Origin of the sequence: Shewanella psychrophila (genome assembly GCF_002005305.1) — a bacterium.
Classification (GTDB): domain Bacteria; phylum Pseudomonadota; class Gammaproteobacteria; order Enterobacterales; family Shewanellaceae; genus Shewanella; species Shewanella psychrophila.
In genome coordinates this window covers 3,013,624-3,031,113 of the sequence record NZ_CP014782.1, presented here as the reverse complement: position 1 = coordinate 3,031,113, position 17,490 = coordinate 3,013,624, and the positions used below count along the sequence as shown (strand labels likewise).

At 43.7% G+C, this 17,490-nt stretch carries 16 protein-coding genes; 9 read left to right on the top strand and 7 right to left on the bottom strand.

Annotated elements, in window-relative coordinates:
- Positions 1-201: 201 nt before the first annotated feature.
- Positions 202-786 carry an inosine/xanthosine triphosphatase gene (yjjX, locus tag sps_RS13060; protein WP_077752932.1) on the bottom strand — a complete coding sequence of 195 codons (585 nt, stop codon included), beginning with the start codon at positions 784-786 and terminating at the stop codon, positions 202-204.
- A gap of 925 nt (positions 787-1,711) precedes the next feature.
- On the opposite strand from yjjX, the gene sps_RS13055 reads away from it, so the two are divergent.
- From sps_RS13055 to sps_RS29070, 3 genes are all read left to right on the top strand, one after another.
- The gene (locus tag sps_RS13055) at positions 1,712-3,019 is read left to right on the top strand and encodes a serine/threonine transporter (RefSeq protein ID WP_077752931.1); all 1,308 of its coding nucleotides are present in this window, start codon (positions 1,712-1,714) and stop codon (positions 3,017-3,019) included.
- A gap of 108 nt (positions 3,020-3,127) precedes the next feature.
- The gene (locus sps_RS13050; protein WP_077752930.1) at positions 3,128-4,495 is read left to right on the top strand and encodes an L-serine ammonia-lyase; all 1,368 of its coding nucleotides are present in this window, start codon (positions 3,128-3,130) and stop codon (positions 4,493-4,495) included.
- A gap of 602 nt (positions 4,496-5,097) precedes the next feature.
- On the top strand, positions 5,098-5,220 hold the full coding sequence (locus sps_RS29070) for a hypothetical protein (protein WP_257788644.1): 123 nt from the start codon (positions 5,098-5,100) through the stop codon (positions 5,218-5,220).
- Between the two features lie 198 nt (positions 5,221-5,418).
- Here the strand turns inward: sps_RS29070 and sps_RS13045 are convergent, their stop codons facing one another.
- A complete protein-coding gene (locus tag sps_RS13045; protein ID WP_077755674.1) occupies positions 5,419-5,862 on the bottom strand; it encodes a GNAT family N-acetyltransferase in 444 nt (147 codons plus the stop codon).
- Positions 5,863-6,417: 555 nt separating this feature from the next.
- On the opposite strand from sps_RS13045, the gene sps_RS13040 reads away from it, so the two are divergent.
- Complete coding sequence (locus tag sps_RS13040) at positions 6,418-6,756, top strand: DUF4234 domain-containing protein (protein ID WP_237158112.1); 339 nt, start codon at positions 6,418-6,420, stop codon at positions 6,754-6,756.
- Between the two features lie 154 nt (positions 6,757-6,910).
- Here the strand turns inward: sps_RS13040 and sps_RS13035 are convergent, their stop codons facing one another.
- On the bottom strand, positions 6,911-7,324 hold the full coding sequence (locus sps_RS13035) for an META domain-containing protein (RefSeq protein ID WP_077752928.1): 414 nt from the start codon (positions 7,322-7,324) through the stop codon (positions 6,911-6,913).
- 89 nt (positions 7,325-7,413) lie between these two features.
- Here sps_RS13035 and sps_RS13030 point away from each other — a divergent pair, with 89 nt between their 5' ends.
- Entirely contained in the window at positions 7,414-7,620 is a 207-nt protein-coding gene (locus sps_RS13030; protein ID WP_077755673.1) for a hypothetical protein, read from the top strand.
- A 26-nt stretch (positions 7,621-7,646) separates the two neighbouring features.
- Here sps_RS13030 and sps_RS13025 read toward each other — a convergent pair whose 3' ends face one another.
- Positions 7,647-8,591, bottom strand: a complete 945-nt coding sequence (locus sps_RS13025) for a nucleotidyl cyclase domain-containing protein (protein WP_077752927.1) — start codon at positions 8,589-8,591, stop codon at positions 7,647-7,649.
- A gap of 247 nt (positions 8,592-8,838) precedes the next feature.
- Positions 8,839-9,810: a GGDEF domain-containing protein gene (locus sps_RS13020; protein ID WP_077752926.1), complete on the bottom strand. Its 972-nt coding sequence runs from the start codon at positions 9,808-9,810 to the stop codon at positions 8,839-8,841.
- Positions 9,811-10,002: 192 nt separating this feature from the next.
- On the opposite strand from sps_RS13020, the gene sps_RS13015 reads away from it, so the two are divergent.
- Both sps_RS13015 and sps_RS13010 read left to right on the top strand, forming a co-directional pair.
- Positions 10,003-10,572, top strand: a complete 570-nt coding sequence (locus sps_RS13015; RefSeq protein WP_077752925.1) for a GNAT family N-acetyltransferase — start codon at positions 10,003-10,005, stop codon at positions 10,570-10,572.
- A 49-nt stretch (positions 10,573-10,621) separates the two neighbouring features.
- Complete coding sequence (locus sps_RS13010; RefSeq protein ID WP_077752924.1) at positions 10,622-11,149, top strand: hypothetical protein; 528 nt, start codon at positions 10,622-10,624, stop codon at positions 11,147-11,149.
- 74 nt (positions 11,150-11,223) lie between these two features.
- On the opposite strand, the gene sps_RS13005 is transcribed toward sps_RS13010, so the two are convergent.
- Positions 11,224-12,261: a glucosaminidase domain-containing protein gene (locus tag sps_RS13005; protein WP_077752923.1), complete on the bottom strand. Its 1,038-nt coding sequence runs from the start codon at positions 12,259-12,261 to the stop codon at positions 11,224-11,226.
- Positions 12,262-12,484: 223 nt separating this feature from the next.
- Positions 12,485-13,636, bottom strand: coding sequence for a methionine adenosyltransferase (metK, locus tag sps_RS13000; protein WP_077752922.1), 1,152 nt, complete (start codon positions 13,634-13,636; stop codon positions 12,485-12,487).
- Positions 13,637-14,077: 441 nt separating this feature from the next.
- Here metK and tkt point away from each other — a divergent pair, with 441 nt between their 5' ends.
- Complete coding sequence (gene tkt / locus sps_RS12995; protein ID WP_077752921.1) at positions 14,078-16,072, top strand: transketolase; 1,995 nt, start codon at positions 14,078-14,080, stop codon at positions 16,070-16,072.
- Between the two features lie 331 nt (positions 16,073-16,403).
- Positions 16,404-17,426 carry an erythrose-4-phosphate dehydrogenase gene (gene epd / locus sps_RS12990; protein WP_077752920.1) on the top strand — a complete coding sequence of 341 codons (1,023 nt, stop codon included), beginning with the start codon at positions 16,404-16,406 and terminating at the stop codon, positions 17,424-17,426.
- Positions 17,427-17,490: the final 64 nt, after the last annotated feature.

Below are 17,490 nucleotides of genomic sequence, written 5' to 3'. Positions count from 1 at the left end.
GCGAGTTACATCTAACTTAGAGGGGTATTAACCAGATTGCAAGTTGGAGTCAGTGCTTCTGTGGAGCTAGGAGGTTTTTATTTCAGTTAATAGTAATGATGCGCGCAGGCTAGTGACTAACCTAGTAGCTCATTGAGGAGAATGCAAGCAATTGCTAATGAAACAAGATTGCTTGCATAAAAAGGCTTGTACAAAGCATCACTAGTCGAGATAAAGCCCAGGGTTTAGCATGGGAGCCATGGCTAAGATTAGTGCCTGAGTATAGACACTCTCTCTGGTGGCATGCCCTTGGGTCAATAGGCCAATTGCTCCGCCTTGTTGCTTGATGTTCTTAGTGTTAAATAGATTATCCATTACATCCCCCAGTTCCTCACCAGCGATCAATGATTTATAAATAGATTGAGATATGGGGAGTTGCGCGCTACGGCCAACGGAAATTTGGTTCTGGGTGGCTACTACTGTGTAGGCAAAGGTAGCTGGCCCGTATTCGAAGTTATCGACGCCGCCTTCCATTGCAATAAACAGTTCAGTGATCGCTTCGCCATCAGACTGTTGTGCCACGGCGGAAAAGTCTCGGCAATATTTTACACGGTTTATGGCACCTTTCCGGGTTTCAAGATCTGTCATGGGTTGCTCAGGCACACCTGACGGGGCGTGCATGCCACTACATTCGATATCCGTATCCGGAAACAGTTGGCAGATAGCGACTTTGGCCGCGTTCACTTTAACTGGGTTTTTCGAGCCGACTAATACTCTGATTTTTTTTAGCTTGGTTATCTGTTCCATTTTCTTATTTATTCCAATAAATCTAGGGGCTATACCATTCCGAGTAAGTATCTGATCATTCTGCGGGAGTTCAAAGCACTGTAGGCAAGGCGAATGTTTGAAGCTAATAGTTATTCTCGGCAACAAGCTCCTGCGTTGCTCTACCTCCTGCATCCATGCAGTCGTATATCGAGAACATTCAACGTAGCATAAAGGGCTTTGCCCTTTGCTTTAAACATCAGCCGCACTGCGTGAGGCTCTCAGTATTTCCACTTCTGTGTTGTATTGACTTAAAAGGGAATAACCATTTTCTCATCAATGCGCCTTGAATTGAAAAAGCTGAGAGTCTCTGAACTGACCAGATACTTATATGGAATGGTATGATACCAAATTTACGCCTATTTTATTGCTGGTGGCCAGTATTGAATTTGGCGGGAATAGGTATCTTTGTCTTTCGGTTTTGAGTTAGAAAAATTGATATGAGACCTGGGTCACGTTATGGGTTTTGCGGAATGTATAGTGGATCACGTTTAGCTTTAAGGCTCTGCTAGCGAAAAAACCTGTGATCTAATTCATGCTTTGTAATGCTTCTGGGGTTTGACCCATCAAATCTTCTGTTAATTGTGACCCAGATCACTCAGTTATTGTCTTGAATAAATTTTCTAATATCACCATCAGGTAATATATGTGTTCTTACTGTTAACTCTTGGTTCGATTTGGTTGCAAAGGTGCAGTTAAGATGAAGATTTAGACCATGATAATTTAGACCTAGCTCCCATTATTAGCTTGTTCTTAAATTTGATTACAAAACCCCGTTCCAGATCAATTTTTCATGGCTTGAGTTCTATACTCTGGCCTTGAAATTTGCTGCTTCCCTTTGAAAATGGTTTTAGGTGGAGTGGTATCTGGAAAAACAAAGGTGTAGAACACCTCAAAGGTAATGTTTATGCAGAAAGAAGCGACCGTCACCCCAGTCAAGGATGCTCAGCTCGGTGGAGCCGAGGTTCAAAACGAGTCAACCGTCAGCCAGGGCTGGACACGTAAAGATACGACTTGGATGTTGAGTCTGTTTGGTACTGCCGTTGGTGCTGGTATCCTTTTTTTACCTATTAATGCTGGTATGGGCGGCTTCTGGCCGTTGGTGATGATGGCCTTGATAATTGGCCCTATGACCTATTTAGCTCATCGTGGCTTGTCACGTTTTGTTTGTTCTTCTCAGAAGCCAGGCAGTGATATTACCGATGTGGTTGAAGAATATTTTGGTGTAGGGGCTGGTAAGGCAATTACCTTGCTCTATTTCTTCGCTATTTTCCCGATTGTATTGATCTATGGTGTGGGTATTACTAATACCGTAGACAGTTTCATCGTTCATCAGCTCGGTATGGCATCGCCTCCACGTTGGATATTATCCGGCTTGCTTATTATGGCCATGATGTCTGTTATGGTTTCAGGTGAGAAGCTGATGTTGAAGGTGACTCAGTTCTTGGTCTACCCTTTGGTGGGTATTCTAGTCTTCATGTCCTTGTATCTAATTCCAAGCTGGAAAATGGATGCCTTGATGGAAGTTCCTGCTGCGGGTGACTTCCTGGGGACTGTATGGTTAACGATTCCTGTGTTGGTTTTTGCTTTTAACCATTCTCCAGCTATTTCTCAGTTCTCTGTGGCGCTCAAGCGCGAGCATGGTAAAGATGCATCAAAGAAAGCCGATGTGATTCTGCGTAATACTTCTATGATGTTAGTTGGTTTCGTCATGTTGTTTGTGTTCTCTTGTGTGCTTTCTCTGAGTCCGGAACAACTTGCCGAGTCTAAGGCACAAAACTTACCGATTCTGTCTTATCTGGCTAATGTTCATGCAAGTGGTTTCGTCAGCTATTTCGGTCCTATCATTGCTGTGATAGCTATTGTGTCTTCTTTCTTCGGTCACTATATGGGCGCGACAGAAGGCATGAAAGGCATTATCACTAAGCAGCTACGTAGCAGCAATAAAGAAGTGTCTGATAAGAAAGTCGATAAGTTTATTCTTGCATTTATGTTTGTCACCATCTGGGGTGTGGCCATCATTAATCCAAGCATCTTGGGCATGATTGAGGCGCTTGGTGGTCCAATTATAGCCGCGATTCTTTATCTAATGCCTATGTATGCTATCTACAAGGTTCCTGCACTTAAGGCTTATCGAGGCCGCATCAGCAATATCTTCGTTGTCATTGCGGGTCTATTAGCTATGACGGCAATTCTGTTCGGTATGCTGTCTTAAGTTCACTGTTTTCATCTCTTTAATAACGTCTGGTTATTTGGGTCAGTCTCAATCTTTGAGGCTGACCCTCCTCATTTCACCTTCCGTTCAGGATTAAGAGGTAAATTTATGTTTAGCGCATTTGAAATATTTAAGATAGGTGTGGGTCCATCGAGCTCGCATACCGTCGGGCCGATGAAGGCCGCCAAAGAGTTTGTCGATGAGTTACGTCAACGTGGTGAGTTAGAGTCGATAACCCGCATGAGTGTAGATATTTATGGATCACTCTCATTAACAGGCAAGGGTCATCACACGGATATTGCGATTCTGATGGGTTTAGGTGGCAACAGTCCCGAGAGCGTCGATATCGAGTCAATTCCTGAGACTATCAAGCAGATTGAACTAACAGAAAGTCTATCTTTAGGTAAAGAAGGCCATAAGGTGCAATTGCCTAAAGGGGCCGTGACTTTTCATAACTACGCATTAGACCTCCATGAGAACGGCATGTCGATTCATGCCTGGGTTAACGATAAGTGTGTCTTTAGTAAGACCTACTATTCAACTGGCGGCGGTTTTATCATCGATGAAGAGCACTTTGGCTTAACCGCGGCAAATGAAGTCATGGTGCCTTATCCCTACGCCTATGCATCTGAGTTACTGGATCAATGTACCGATACTGGCATGAGTATCAGTGCCTTGATGATGGAAAATGAGAAGGCTTTCAGCAGTGAAGAGGTCATCTATGAAGGCTTCGGTGCAGTATGGGAGGTGATGAAAGCCGGCATAGAAAAAGGGCAAAAAACTGAAGGGGTGCTTGCTGGTCCTCTTAGAGTACCAAGACGCGCCCCTGCGCTTTATCGTCAACTGATGACGAATGAACGGCTGTCTTCCGATCCTATGGTCGTTATCGACTGGGTGAATATGTTTGCTCTGGCAGTTAGTGAAGAGAATGCAGCTGGTGGGCGTGTGGTAACTTCTCCAACCAATGGGGCCGCAGGCATTATTCCTGCTGTAATGGCTTATTATGATAAGTTTATTCAGCCTATGGGTGAGCAAGAATACACTCGTTTTTATCTGGCGGCAGCCGCTGTAGGCTCACTCTATAAACGCAATGCATCTATCTCCGGCGCCGAAGTGGGCTGTCAGGGCGAGGTGGGTGTGGCTTGCTCTATGGCCGCTGCAGGTTTGGCCGAGATAATGGGCGCTAGCCCATCTCAGGTGTGCATAGCCGCAGAAATTGGCATGGAGCATAACTTAGGATTAACCTGCGATCCGGTTGCGGGTCAAGTTCAGGTGCCTTGTATTGAACGTAATGCCATTGCAGCAGTAAAGGCAATTAACTCGTCGCGCATGGCGATGCGTCGTACTAGCGAGCCTAGAGTCAGCTTGGATAAGGTTATAGCGACCATGTATGAAACGGGCAAAGACATGCACGTTAAATACCGTGAAACTAGCCAAGGTGGTTTAGCCATCAAGGTGACGAGTATCTGTGCTTAACAAGTAACATTTTTGAGAAGAGGCCATCAAAAGATGGCCTTTTTTATGTTCATATTCTCATGCAGATGAGAGCAGGTTATCGCAACAATTATGGTATGAAACGGGCAAAGACATGCACGTTAAATACCGTGAAACTAGCCAAGGTGGTTTAGCCATCAAGGTGACGAGTATCTGTGCTTAACAAGTAACATTTTTGAGAAGAGGCCATCAAAAGATGGCCTTTTTTATGTTCATATTCTCATGCAGATGAGAGCAGGTTATCGCAACAGTTATTGTATGAAACGGGCAAAGACATGCACGTTAAATACCGTGAAACTAGCCAAGGTGGTTTAGCCATCAAGGTGACGAGTATCTGTGCTTAACAAGTAACATTTTTGAGAAGAGGCCATCAAAAGATGGCCTTTTTTATGTTCATATTCTCATGCAGATGAGAGCAGGTTATCGCAACAGTTATTGTATGAAACGGGCAAAGACATGCACGTTAAATACCGTGAAACTAGCCAAGGTGGTTTAGCCATCAAGGTGACGAGTATCTGTGCTTAACAAGTAACATTTTTGAGAAGAGGCCATCAAAAGATGGCCTTTTTTATGTTCATATTCTCATGCAGATGAGAGCAGGTTATCGCAACAATCTATGGTATGAAACGGGCAAAGACATGCACGTTAAATACCGTGAAACTAGCCAAGGTGGTTTAGCCATCAAGGTGACGAGTATCTGTGCTTAAAAGATAGTTTCGAGGGCGACCTTCGGTCTTTGAGAGCAGCTGGAAAGCGCCTTCGAGAGCGTGACTTCGTCACTGCGAGGAAAAGATAAGTCAAAAGCTGTTGCTTGTTTCTTTGCTTATTCTCATTTTCTCGCAGCGAAGCGCTCTAGCAGGGAACTTGTTCCCGCGAACGTCCTCGAAGCGAAGCGTTCGCTCTCGCTATTTTTCTTCGTACATTAAATAGTAACTCTGCTCCATTCCCAGGGCTTTATAAGTTTGTTGAGCCTTGGTATTTTCCTGCTCGACGTAGAGTCTGAAACTGGCCGCACCACCATTCTCTGCTGCTATGGTTTTCACTTGCTGGTATAGCTTGCCATAGATACCTTGGCGTCGATTCTCCGGACGGATATAGACACTCTGGATCCAAAAGTAATTAAGTGCGCGCCAATCGCTCCATTCGAATGTCACCATCAGAGAACCTACTATTTCGCCATCGATTTCGGCGACTAGGTAGAAGCCTTTTTCCGGCTCTGACAGTAAGGTGTTCACCCCTTTGGTTAGCAAGTCTTCATCTAGGGATAGATTTTCAGTTTCCATTGCCATTGCTTGATTGAATTGTACCAGCGCAGTCAGATCTGACTGCTGACCTTTTCTTAATTGCATATTTGTTTGCATATTTGATTCCACACTCATTGTACTTTTGATTTTACGGAGGAAGACTCCATTTTGCAGATACTCTAGCATGCTGCCGAGTTTATTCTGACGAATAATTTATGATTTTTACTCGACTAAAGCACCAGGGCTTGTTTATCTTTCGAGCTTGAATTTTGCTCAATCTTAATGGGGTTGATGCAAGGCATCGAGCGATGACGCCTAATGGATTAGATGAAAAGCTCGTAACACAGCAGGAAGCCCATTGAGATGAGCCCGTAGGGCAGCGTTTGTTGACCATTTCTACCGCGTTATCGCTTGTTTATGTTGAGTCACTACACTACTCAAGCTCCAACTTGTATAAAAAGGTCAACAACTCGCTGCAAAACAACCATGAAAGGTCAACAGGCCCTATCTCTGCTAGACTTTTATTATTGGCTCAAGAGAAGTCGGCTCAAGAAAAAAGAGGCGCCTATGGCATCAGTCCACCATAAATATCGAGTTCATCGGCTAGGGGTAAAGTCTTCTTCTCATTGTGATGTGAGATATAAAAGAAATGGTGAGGACATGCACTCATTGTTTCGGCAAACGGCAGCTAATCAAGATAGCCTCATTCCGGAAGAAGAATCAGGTATTCATCGTGATAATGGTAAACGGACCAAACTTGAGCCAACCAACCTTGAGAAAAATAAGCTGATTCACTTTATTCTTACTCTGATAACTTTTGGGGCTTGGGGGCTTGTCTGGTGGTGGTTGATCTTAAAGTCTGAAGGAAAAGCGGATCAATTATTTCGTGGGTTTGATGATGCATATTGGAGTTATCTTATTGAGCGGGAGCAACCTCCGGCATCACTTCATAAAGTGGAAGTCGATCAACTGGCTAAGAGTGGGTATTTTGATGCCTGAGAGCAATGACTTAATCTAGCTGACTTAGTCTAACAGGTTTGGTCTAGACGAGTTAATCTCGCCGCAGATGAGTTGATGATAGATAACAAAAAACCGCCATTGGGCGGTTTTTTTGTTATCTACTCAGAGAGTCTGTTTAGCAGATTAATTCGCTTCAGAGCTTACTCAATACAAATTGAGTTTTACCACTGGCGTCTTTTAATAGCAGCTTTCCTTTGGCAATTTGACCCGAAGTGACTTTAGGCATGGCCATCATGACTCTTTGTTCTTGATCCATTAATGCATCGACACAGGCTTTCATCGTGTTACCTGCCGGAGAGAGTGTGATCGATGATCCTTGAATTGAGTATCCACCAAAGAAGTTATTACAACTGTTATTTCCAGTCAATTTGCCATCTTGACTAAAGATGAGTTGAGCCGGACTGTAATCGATGACAGGATTACCTGCGATTACCTCTATATGCCAGGTTCCAGCTAGTTCAATTCCCTGAGGCTCTGGCTCTGCCGTGCTTTGACAGGCGGATAATGCGAAGAATGTAGTAGCGATCAAAAAAGATTTTAAAGACATAACTGAGATCCAAATAATTTTATGCTTATATTGTGGCAAGTTTAGAACAAGATAAACAGCGAAAATTCGAGATAAGGGCGCAAAGTGTAATGAAAGCTTTGAAACTATTACATTGGATAGGCTTGCTGATGCTTCTTAGCGGCATTGGTGCTTACCTTTTTACAGATATGACACTTGAAATATCCGGGATGGTGTTGGTGTCTAGCTTGATTGGAATGGGAGCGGTAATGATGTCACCCTTTCCCATTGTAATGTTTATACAATGGGCAAGAGCCCAGGAGGAAAATCAAGATTAGTCCAATTTTAAATCATCAGCCTAGAGCTAGTTTGTTCTTTTTTGCAGCTGGAGTCGGTTCAGGTTTAGACTGTCGTTGGCTTGCTGCTGCATAGGAGCAAGGCTAATTTGAGTATCGGGAGTAAAGTAACTCTGTCCTGTGACTAAGTTCAAATTCTGCTCCTCTTTGGCAAACTGCTTCTTCAGCCTTAACACCAAGGAATCAAGGTTTGACTGATTATCGATGAAGCAAAGAATAATAAACTGGTTATGATTTATTCTTGCCGATACATCCGCATCTCTTAAACTGTTATGGATTATCCTGGCTAGTATACGCAGTTTTTGTTCATTTGATTCCGTCTGTCCTTCGGTCGAGTCATCGAAGATGGCTTCGACTAAAATTATTCCAGCATGAGAACCAAAACGCCGACTTAGGCTCAATTGTCTTGGTGCCATCAGGCTAAAGCCGTATTGGTTAAGCATGCAGGTTTGTTCATCCTGTACAGATAGCATCTGGACTTTCATCATCAAGAATAGATGTTTAAGTTCAGCCTGAATTAAAGATTTAGTTGTTTCTACAAGAGGTGCTAGACGGTCTTGAAATCTATTCTGCTTAGGATCGCAGATCAATATACAGCCAAAGAGTTCACCATCTGGCCAATAAATCAATTGGTATAGCACTTGTTGAAACTGAGATAGGCCTGAAGTGAACTCACTTCCGTTGGAGTTAGGTAGACCATAACCGCTGTGGGATTCGAGTATTTTAAATAATCCAGCATCGGAAAATATCGCTCCTCCATTGAGGGAGTAATCTTGGCTCTGGTGAGCGCAGACTATCTGAAAACGATTATCAGCTAATTGTAAAATTAGGCTAGCCTGTGAACGATAGAAACTGGCCAAGAGATCCATTTGTTGTTGCCATCTTGGCAAGTTGATAGCAGGATGATCTTGTTCTCTTAGCCAGAGTTGATGATGGTTGCTTTGGGCTAGCATGTAACTTCTCTCTTAGTTTTAATCTGCACTACAATTATTTTTATCGTATTAAATTAGTCATGTTCAGGATTTAGATTGGCCTGTTCTAACACTGGTCAAGCATACTGAATTTTTAGGGTTAATAAAATGTAACATTATATGTTTTTTGAAGAACAGAGTGTTCGACTATTTACTAAATCAATATTGTGCATATTTGGAAAAAGGCGCGGGGGGGACAGCATTCGAACCTATTGGTGAAGTGTGGTTTTCATGTTACAGCTGCGGCTTCTAGTTTGGCTGCTTGCTCTTCTAACTTAAGCTGCTCAGATTTCAATCCTTTTTTTGATTCTTCAAGCATGGGGGCCAATTTAAGTGTCGAGTCTGGAGTGAAATAGTTACAGCTTGAGTCGACTTTAAGTTGATCGTTTTGTTGATAAATCAGCTTGTCGACTCGCTTACCTATATGGAGAAGATCTCTCTCTGAATCGACAAATACCAGTACAACGAACTGATCATCACTGTAGTGGGCCGCAATATCGGCAGTTCTTATCGTATCCTGGATGATACTTCCCAATAATCTATGATGTTTCTCTTCGATATGCTCCAAGGTATGAGCGGAATAGAGTTCGAAGAAGATGATGCCCGCGTGAGCACCGAAGCGTCGCCCAAGGCTAAGTTGTCTCGGTGCCATCATGATGAAACCATATTGGTTCAACATGCCAGTTTCTCTATCACGCATGGATAGCGATTCTATTCGTTGAGTTTGGCAATATAGGGTCAGCTCTTGCTGAAGTAATACCTGAAAAGGTTCCAACATGAATGAGTTCGATGCCGAAGTGGATGCTTTGGCATTCAATACACAGATACAACCAAAGTGTGTGCCATCGGGCCAGAGAATTGGACGGGTTAATAAGCTGTGGGCTTGATCAAATTCTTCATGTAGATCTACATGGTCATGATTGGTCAAATCGATATTTAACCCATCTGGTAATGAGCGAACTAAACGTTGAAAGACTTTATGATCTCTATCGAACGCTGTGCCAGTGGTAAACTGTCTGGATTGACTGATCGAGCTCACGATAACTTCAAAACTGCTCCCGGTTTCTTGAATGATAAATACCACATCAGCTTCATAATAACGCTTCATCAATTCACACTGGTGCATCCAGCGAACTAAATTTAGCTGCGTATTATCACTTTCAAGTAAGCTAATACTGGTATCAATATTTTCAGGAAGCATGGGAACCTAGGCAAAGTTATCTGGCTATTGCGTTAATTGTGGTAGTCAGATCGTCATTATGCAAATAGGGGCTCAATTAGAGACGAGTACCCTTAGGATATATAATCAATACCTGAGCCTTTTAGGTATATAATCTAGGCTTCATCTCCTCGAATGTGTTTCATCGATAGTTAAAAGGTTAATGCTTGTACAATGAATATTAGACCCGCCCATATTGGCGATCTCGAACAATTAATTGAACTGGAAAAGTTACATCTTAATGATGAACTTAATGATGGTTCAAAAGCCAAGACATTAGATGGGCAAGCGTTCGGGAAAGCTGAGCTAAAAGAACTCATTGAAAACCATTGGATCTGCATTGCCGAAAAAAATATGGCTAAGGATTCAAGCACAGAGACTCGTGAGATTATTGGCTATGTTATTGCAGGCCGTTGGACGTTTTTTGAAGCTTGGCCTGTTTACAGGCGCATTCTTAAGGGATTGAAGGAGCTCAATGTCGATGGTAGTCAGTTATCTAAGGGGAACTCTTGCCAATATGGTCCTATCTGGATTAAGAAAGAGTGTCGTGGGCAGGGGATATTCGAGGCTTTGGTCAATGGGATAAAGGCTCAAGTTAAAAACGAATTTTCGTTTATGCTGACCTTTATTGCAGAAGATAACCTAGCTTCTTTTACAGCTCATACCAAAAAAGCTTCTATGGTGGTTTTAGACTATTTTACCTTTGATGATAGAGATTACTATCTATTGGCCTTATCCACTTGAATAAACAAGATTCAATCAGCTTGAATTAACCTCCACAGGTAGTGTGATTATGAATTCTGGACCAGATAAAAAAGTATTAGAGCTAGTGCAAAGTTTACTCGCGCCCTATGCCAGAGAGTCGCTGTCGGCTTTCGATAATATGAAGTTGGTCATTGCTGTTATTAGTGCCTCAGCTAAGCGTTCAAATGAGCCGCAGCAAGAAGCTATAGCCTATGAAGTGACTCCTAACATGAACGAACAATCAGATAATGCAGACGATACTCTGGTTCAGAGTAGACAATTTTACTGTGTGCGATGGAAAAACCTTTGGCTAGATTGTGGCCTCACTAATGATTACAGTGCTTCGATTCAATTGCTAACTCATGATGGCCAAGGCATTAAAGTACAGGAGATTAAAGTACAGGAGATTAAGGAGGCGGGCACCTCTGAGGTTAGAGATGTGCATGCCACAGCTGAAGATACTCTCGCTCCCCTTAATATAGAAACGTCCTTATTGAGGGAAATAAATGTCCCCGTCTTATCGCTACAACAAATTGAATTTATGTGTATGGAGTATGCACACTTTGATCATTGCTAGTGGCTTTGAAGCTTTTTACCTTTAATAAGCGCTAACTCAAATCAGAAAGTTAGCGCTTATATTTTAGATTCGGTCTACTCTTGTTTGTTGCTAATTAAATGCAGTGGGGGCTTGCTACTGAGGTAAGCTTGATCCACTTGATCTAGTTTATTAAAACGTATCATCTCTCGAATGCCATCTATGTAAGCTTGACCACGTTCAGAGTACTTATCTAACGTGCCCGCAAGTTCTGGTCCTGTTATTGGATGTCCACTCTTTCTTAGCTCGGTACGAAGGTTACGTAGTTTAACGTAGGCATTATTAGTATTGAGGTTAAACATGTAACCTTCCACCGATGCTAACGGACTATCGAATCTCGCCAAACCATAGTTGCCTAACTCTTTTCGTTGTTGTTTAGGGATCATACCCTTGCCGCTAAAATCCCACTGACCGAAGAATGCATTGCCCTCTAAGGTGAATCTCGAGGTAGCCCAGCCACTTTCTTCGGCAGCCTGAGCTAGTACTAAAGAAGGCGGCAATATATCGACCTGATTCAATAATTGAAGGCGTATATCTTGGGTTATTTGGACGCTAGCATCCGTTATGGCTTTATACCTTAATGCGATACGCTTTAGTTCAGGATCATTTAACTTGGCAGCTTCAACGATCTGCCGCTCCAGTAATATTTTCTCGTTAGATACTAGAATCAGCGGTGCCATTAGACGGAAGAAGACCATCTTCTTCTGTTGAACGGGGATCTCGTTGGATGTCTTATGCCAGTTATCGCTGACGCCTTCAAAGGTGAGGCGCGGCACTTCGCGGTTTCCTTTGAGCCAGCTTTGAGTGTTGTAATCCAGTGAATCGAACAGGGTGATAAGATCGTCTAGTGAGTCAAGTACCACATCTCTAGCTTCGCTGGTGGGGATATTGTCGCTCAGCTGAGGAAGATTGCTTTTTGTTTGTTCTTCGTCTGATGGTGCAGCTCGTTTATTGCTGGGATCTGTCACATCGAGTTCTGCGTTATCAGTATTTTTTAGATTGACGGAGTCATTTGTGAAACTATCGGCCCCCCAATAGAGTGAAGTCCCTATTAAAAGGGCAAGGAGTACCAATTTTCCAAGGTTATCTTTCATTATCTCTCCATTGAAGGCTTGCTGAAATGTATCAAAAATTAAGTGTCGGGAAGTTTACCGCCTACGGACTTAATAGGAGCTTAACCTAGCAGGATTTTTTCAGCTACGTAGAAATAAGTGTAAAACTGATGAAGAGTCAGTGTGAGCTGTAGGATGTAGGCATAAAAAAACCGCCCGAAGGCGGTTTTCTGGTTTAACACGTCGTTAGACGGGCTAAACAAATTTATATTTTAGCGCCAGCTTTTAGTGCTTCAACTTTATCTGTACGCTCCCAAGGGAACTCATCACGACCGAAGTGACCGTATGCCGCTGTAGATTGATAGATTGGACGTGCCAAGTCTAACATCTCGGTTAGGCCATAAGGTCGCAGGTCGAAGTGCTCACGTACCAAAGCAATTAGCAGCTCTTCTGATACCTTACAGGTTCCGAACGTTTCAATACTGATAGAGGTTGGCTCAGCAACACCAATGGCGTAAGAAACCTGTAGCTCGCAGCGATCGGCAAGGCCTGCTGCAACAATGTTTTTTGCTACATAACGCGCGGCATAAGCTGCACTGCGATCAACCTTAGATGGATCTTTACCTGAGAAAGCACCGCCGCCGTGACGTGCCATGCCGCCGTAGGTATCAACAATGATTTTACGACCTGTTAGGCCACAATCACCTACAGGACCACCGATAACAAAACGGCCTGTTGGATTGATAAAGTATTTAGTGTCTTTAGATAACCATTTAGCTGGTAGTACTGGCTTGATGATACTTTCCATCACACCTTCAATCAGATCAGATTGATTTACGCTGTCGCAATGCTGAGTTGAAAGAACAACGGCGTCGATACCAACAATCTTGTTGTCTTCGTATGCGAAGGTCACTTGGCTCTTCGCATCAGGACGTAACCATGGAAGGGTCTCATCTTTACGCATTTCTGATTGACGTTTTACCAGAGCGTGAGCATAGGTAATGGGTGCAGGCATAAATACGTCAGTCTCGTTGTTGGCATAACCAAACATTAGCCCTTGATCACCAGCGCCTTGCTCTTTAGGGTCGGCACGGTCAACACCTTGGTTAATGTCTGGAGACTGTTTACCTATAACATTTAATACAGCACAAGAATCGGCATCAAAGCCCATATCTGAATTGATATAACCAATTTCACGTACTGTTTTACGGGTGATCTCTTCGATATCGACCCAAGCTGAAGTCGTGACTTCACCACCGACCATGACCATGCCGGTCTTTACATAAGTTTCACAGGCGACACGAGCCTTAGGATCTTGCTCTAGGATTGCGTCTAGTACCGCATCAGAAATCTGATCGGCGATTTTATCTGGATGACCTTCTGATACAGACTCAGAAGTAAACAAGTGCTTTGCCATGGTGGGAAATCTCGTCATTGAACAATTTGAATGTGTAGAAGTATCTACATCTAGACGTCTATATTAATTCAAAATGAGTTGGCGATCACCCCCGTTCACTAATTATTAGTACATATTGTGACATTGAATATGTAAAGAAAATTTGTATGTTAGTTATTAAACCTTAGTTATCAGCCTTATAGGATAACTAATTTCGATGAATATTCTTCAGATAAAAATGAAGTAAAGGTAGTGATTGACTGATGCTGTGTTTATAAGAGACAAGATAGTCCCTATGTCTTGCAGTGAAATATCGTGATTTGGTGAATTATCGTTTGCGTCCGTCTGTTATGTGGGCGAAAATATGTCTCCAAAATTTGCAGTAGAGCATCGATTTCTAATTTAAGTGCTGATTGATATAGCGCTCGATGATCTAGACCTCAAAACCAAGCAGGAGAGAGCATGTCATCTCGTAAAGAACTCGCAAACGCTATCCGCGCATTAAGTATGGATGCCGTCCAAAAAGCCAACTCTGGTCACCCTGGTGCACCAATGGGAATGGCGGATATCGCTGAAGTGCTTTGGAATGACTTCCTTAAGCACAACCCGAATAACCCTGAGTGGGTTGATCGTGACCGTTTCGTCTTATCGAACGGCCATGGGTCTATGCTTATATACTCTTTGCTTCATCTGACAGGTTATGCACTGCCTATCGAAGAGCTTAAGAACTTCCGTCAGCTGCACTCTAAGACACCGGGTCACCCAGAATATGGTTACACTCCAGGTGTTGAAACTACTACTGGTCCACTAGGCGCTGGTATCAGTAACGCCGTAGGTATGGCCATAGCTGAAAAGACATTAGCGGCTCAGTTCAACCAACCTGGTCACGACATAGTCGATCACTTCACCTATTGTTTCTTAGGTGATGGTTGTTTGATGGAAGGCATCTCACATGAAGCCTGTTCTTTAGCGGGAACCTTAGGCCTAGGCAAGCTCATCATGTTCTGGGATGACAATGGCATCTCTATCGATGGTCACGTCGAAGGTTGGTTTACCGATGATACGCCAAAGCGTTTCGAGGCTTACGGCTGGCATGTGGTTGCTGGTGTAGACGGTCATGATAGCGATGCAATTCGCGCTGCTATCGAAGAAGCTAAGTCTGTTACCGACAAGCCGACTATGATCTGCTGTAAAACCGTTATTGGCTTCGGTTCTCCTAACAAGTCAGGTACTCATAACTGCCACGGCGCACCACTGGGTGATGCCGAGATCGCAGCGACCCGTGAATTCTTGGGTTGGGAGCACGGTGCTTTCGAGATCCCTGAAAATGTTTACGCTGGTTGGGATGCTAAAGACGCTGGCGCGACTAACGAGTCAAGCTGGAATGACAAGTTTTCTGCCTATGAAGCTGCGTTCCCTGAACTTGCTGCAGAATATAAGCGTCGCGTGATTACTGGCGATCTTCCTGCAGATTTTGAAGAGAAAGCTCAAGCCTTCATTCAAGAGTGTCAAGACAAAGCAGAAGGCATTGCCAGCCGTAAAGCATCACAAAATGCTATTGGTGCATTCGGTGCAATCTTACCAGAAATGTTAGGTGGCTCTGCCGACCTTGCAGGTTCTAACCTGACGCTTTGGTCTGGTTCTAAAGGTATTCAAGACGATCCAGCCGGTAACTACATTTATTACGGTGTACGTGAATTCGGTATGAGCGGTATCATGAACGGTGCATCACTTCACGGTGGTTTCATCAACTATGGTGCAACTTTCATGATGTTTATGGAATATGCTCGTAACGCGGTACGTATGTCTGCGCTAATGGGGATCCAAAACGTTTGGGTTTATACTCATGACTCAATTGGTCAAGGTGAAGATGGCCCGACTCACCAGCCTGTAGAGCAACTTGCTAACCTGCGTATGACTCCAAACATGACTGTTTGGCGTCCATGTGATGCTGCTGAAACTGCGGTTTCATGGAAATCTGCTATCCAGCGTCGCGATGCTCCTACGTCACTGATCTTCAGTCGTCAGGGCCTTAAAGCTCAGGCTCGTACTGGTGAGCAACTGGCTAATGTTGCTAAAGGTGGTTACACCTTAGTCGATTGTGCTGGCACACCAGATTTGATCTTAATCGCTACCGGTTCTGAAGTTCAGTTAGCTGTCGATTCGGCTGCTGCACTTACTGAGCAAGGTAAGAAGGTACGTGTGGTTTCTATGCCTTCTACCAACGAGTTTGATAAGCAAGATGCGGCTTATAGAGAGTCTGTATTGCCTAAGTCTGTGACTAAGCGTGTTGCTATCGAAGCGGCTCATGTCGATTTCTGGCACAAGTATGTCGGATTCGGCGGCGCGGTTGTGGGCATGACTACCTTCGGTGAGTCGGCTCCAGGTGCTGATTTGTTGAAGCATTTTGGCTTCACGGTTGAAAATGTTGTGGCTACTGCGAACGAGCTAGGTTAATTAGTTCATTTAGCAGTGCATCACCGAGCGTGTTAGCTCGGTGATCTTATTAACGGCTTATCTCATGTGGCTTATTTAAAGCTACAAATAATGGGGTAGGCCGTTGTTACATCTGATAGAGTACGTTTCGTCTATATAAGGGGATAGGGTATTTATCAGAGGTCATTGAAATGCTGTCAGTGATCTTTGATAAATGCCAGTTTTAAAATTGTCTTTTCACATACATGTTGAGATGAGCAAATTGAAATTGCAGCTTTAACTTACCTCCGTGGGAGGCTTGTTGAGCTACAGATGTCGATTCCAATATTTTTCTATAGGGTATAAGCGCTTAATGATCAGAGTTGCAATCAATGGTTATGGCCGCATCGGCCGTTCAATTCTTCGTGCCGTTTATGAGTCAGGTAAGCGTGATCAGATTCAGATCGTAGCAATCAATGAGCTGGCTAAACCCGAAGCAATTCTTCATCTCACTAAATATGACACCACTCATGGACGCTTTCAGTCTCAAGTAGAACTGAGTGTGGATGAAAATCACCTGCATGTCGGTGATGATGTCATCAAGCTGCTCCATGAAAGTGATGCGAGCAAATTACCCTGGGCTGAGCTGGATATAGATATAGTCTATGAGGCCACCGGCGTGCTATCCGATAGAACCAGCTGTGAGGCTCACATCCATGCGGGGGCTAAGCAGGTACTCATCAGCCATCCTTCATCCAGTGATGTGGATGCGACAATCGTCTATGGGGTAAATCATGAACTATTACAGGCTGAGCACACTGTTGTGTCCAATGCATCCTGTACCACAAACTGTATTGTTCCCGTCATAGAAGTGTTAGATAAACACTTTAGTGTAAAGAGCGGCGCAATCACCACCATACATTCGGCGATGAACGATCAACAAGTGATCGATGCCTATCATGACGATCTGCGTCGTACACGAGCCGCGGGTCAATCGATCATTCCCGTGGACACTAAGCTGGCTAGAGGCATAGAGCGAATTTTGCCCCAAATGAAAGACAAGTTTGAAGCTATTTCTGTGCGGGTTCCGACGATTAATGTCACCGCCATAGATGTGTCGGTAACTTTAGCATCAAGAGTCGATATTGATCATGTAAATCAGGTGCTTCGTGATTCGGCAAAGGGCCTCTACAAAGGTATTCTAGGCTATACTAATGAGCCGCTAGTATCTTGTGATTTTAATCACGATCCCAGATCCAGCATAGTCGATGGCACTCAGACCCGTGTGAGTGCTGGTCACTTAGTTAAGTTACTACTTTGGTGTGATAACGAGTGGGGATTTGCCAACCGTATGTTAGATACCAGTTTAGAAATGATTAAGGCGAAAAGAGTGTAAGGCTGTAGGACCAGCTTTAGCCGGGAGAGGGTTAACCTAGGAACCTCGGGGCTAAAGCCCCTCC